This is a genomic window from Streptomyces violascens (genome assembly GCF_014649955.1).
GTDB lineage: Bacteria > Actinomycetota > Actinomycetes > Streptomycetales > Streptomycetaceae > Streptomyces > Streptomyces violascens.
This window is the reverse complement of sequence record NZ_BMUA01000075.1, coordinates 1-2,141: the sequence shown is the minus strand read 5'-3', so window position 1 is coordinate 2,141 and position 2,141 is coordinate 1. Positions and strand designations below refer to the sequence as shown.

General features: G+C 69.9%; 4 protein-coding genes. All 4 read right to left on the bottom strand.

The annotated features are described in order from the left end of the window. Positions 1–72: 72 nt before the first annotated feature. Entirely contained in the window at positions 73–429 is a 357-nt protein-coding gene (locus IE206_RS42115; protein WP_189972057.1) for a hypothetical protein, read from the bottom strand. A 418-nt stretch (positions 430–847) separates the two neighbouring features. Then, on the bottom strand, positions 848–1,351 hold the full coding sequence (gene ssb, locus IE206_RS42110) for a single-stranded DNA-binding protein (RefSeq protein ID WP_226599024.1): 504 nt from the start codon (positions 1,349–1,351) through the stop codon (positions 848–850). An 85-nt stretch (positions 1,352–1,436) separates the two neighbouring features. Beyond that, entirely contained in the window at positions 1,437–1,637 is a 201-nt protein-coding gene (locus IE206_RS42105; protein ID WP_189972055.1) for a hypothetical protein, read from the bottom strand. Positions 1,638–1,762: 125 nt separating this feature from the next. After that, on the bottom strand, positions 1,763–2,141 hold a 379-nt coding region (locus IE206_RS42100), incomplete at its 5' end, for a hypothetical protein (RefSeq protein ID WP_229853406.1).

The following is a 2,141-nucleotide window of genomic DNA, read 5'->3' as shown; positions in this document are numbered from 1 at the left end:
CGGGCCGTCAGTGCGGGCCGCGCCGACCGTGGCGCGCTGCGGGTCCTCCCGCAGGTAGACGGGGACCATGGGTCAGCCCTTGAGATTCAGGGGGATGGTCAGGGAGTCGACTCCGACCGTGGCCCCGCTCGCCTTCATCGCGCGGTACATCGAGGCCAGGGCGACCCCGGCGGCGACGGCCAGGGCGGCGGCGGCGATCAGGAGCAGGGCCTCAGACACCTCGATGTAGCGGCCCCCGCCGCGCCCCTGGCCTCGGTTGACGACTGGTACCCCGCACTTGCGCACGGTGTAGTTCACGGCCGGATAGTCCCCTGCGGTCCGGGCGACGTCGGTCACGGCTACGGTGCCCTCGGGGGTTACGCGCCAGTCCGCGGGAACCTTGGGAGCCGCGGAAACCGGCGCCTCTGCGGTGGTCGCGGTATCGGTCACGTCACCACTCCTTACTGTCGATACCTTGTATCGGAGATCATACGGGGCGTCAGATTCCGTACGCCACTCCCGAGACGGGTGAATCTGGCGTGTCGCTCCGGACGGCTCGGGCTGTACGTCACCGGTTCTGTCGGTACGTCAACTGGGTGACGTACCGGGGGTTCCGAGGACCCCCTCGGCTTCCCGGCCGGGACCGAGGGACGGCTCCGGATGTGGGGAGGCGGCCCGTTCTTCCCTCCTCGGGAACTACCGGGCCGCCGTGTCTACACCAGTCGAGTCATGCCCTCGGGGAGTTGAGGCTCGGGCAGTCCTTCCGCCCGAGCTGCTGCTCGCGCCCGCAGCCAGCCCCCGAATTCGCGGACTGCCTCGCGGTCCCCCTCGGTCAGCACGGTGCGGGGGTCGTTGCCACACCCCGACATCAGAAAGGGGGCTCGTCGCTGTACCCGCCCTGCGGCTGACCGTTGGCGGGGGCTCCGGCGCCGGCGGGAACTGCCGGGCGGGTGCGGGAAGCGGTCGACCACGCGTCGTCACCCGGCGCGGACCCGTTCGTCCGGGTCGTCTTGGTCACGGTGGCCGTGGCGAACGTCAGGTCAGGACCGCACGAGTTCGCGGTGACCTCCCACGCCGACCGCTTCTCGTTCGTCTTCTCGTCCGTCCACGAGTGCTGTCGCAGTTCTCCGACCACGATCACGCGCATCCCCTTGGTCAGCGTCCCGGCTACGTGCTCTGCGAGGTCCCGCCACACGCTGACCCGGTGGAAGTCGGTGCCCGCTTCCTTCCACTCGTTCGCCTGCCGGTCGAACTGGCGACGGTTGACGGCCACGGAGAACTTCGCGACCGCCGCCCCGCTCGGGGTGAACCTCAACTCGGGATCGTCGGTCAGGTTGCCGACGATCGTGATCGGAGTGCCGTTCATCGTCATGTCTGTCTCCTGCTCGGGTGTCGGTCGGATGGGGCGTCGGCCGGACGGCCACGAACGGGCCCGGACGAGCCGGGCCCGAACGCGATCAGCCGGAGGACGAGGGGTCGAAGAGTTCCAACTGACCGGCCACCCGGGAGACCCCCCGGGCCTTGAGCCGCCGGTACTCCGCGGCCACCCACGACCGCGAGTAGCCGGTCAGTGCAACAGCCGTGCTCTGGGGCTGGCCGGTCGTGTAGCAGTCGTGGACGATCTCTGACGCTTGGTCGCGGGTCATCTGCTCGGGCATGGTTCCCCCTTCGGATGGTCAGGTGTCGCGGTGTCGCGGTCGGCCGCGACAAGGGTTGTCGCGGTGTCGCGGTTGTCGCGGTGTCGCGTCGCGGTTGTCCCGGTCGCGGTGTCGCGGTGTCGCGGTCAGAGGTAGGTTCCGCTGTCCGCAAAGGGCCGTGTCTTGGTCACGTGTCGCTGCATCGCCTTCGCGACGGCCTGTCGCGTTGTCCCGGGCCGGTACTGCTGAACCCGCGTCAGGATCGTGTCGCGGTCGGTGACTCCGGACGTCATGGCCTCCCGGACCATCTGCGCGACACTCGGGGCGTCGGTCGGCTTAGCCCACGGGTCGGCCACCTCGAAACCGTCGTACTCGTCACGGTCGGCGGTTGTCGCGATCGTGTCGCCCGCGACAGCGGCCCTGCTCGCCTCCAGGTCAGAGACCCGCTCCCGCGACGTCGCGGGGTGTCGCTTGGTCATCAGGTCGACAACGACCGGGGCCGCGGAAGCCGTCGCGGTGTCGCGG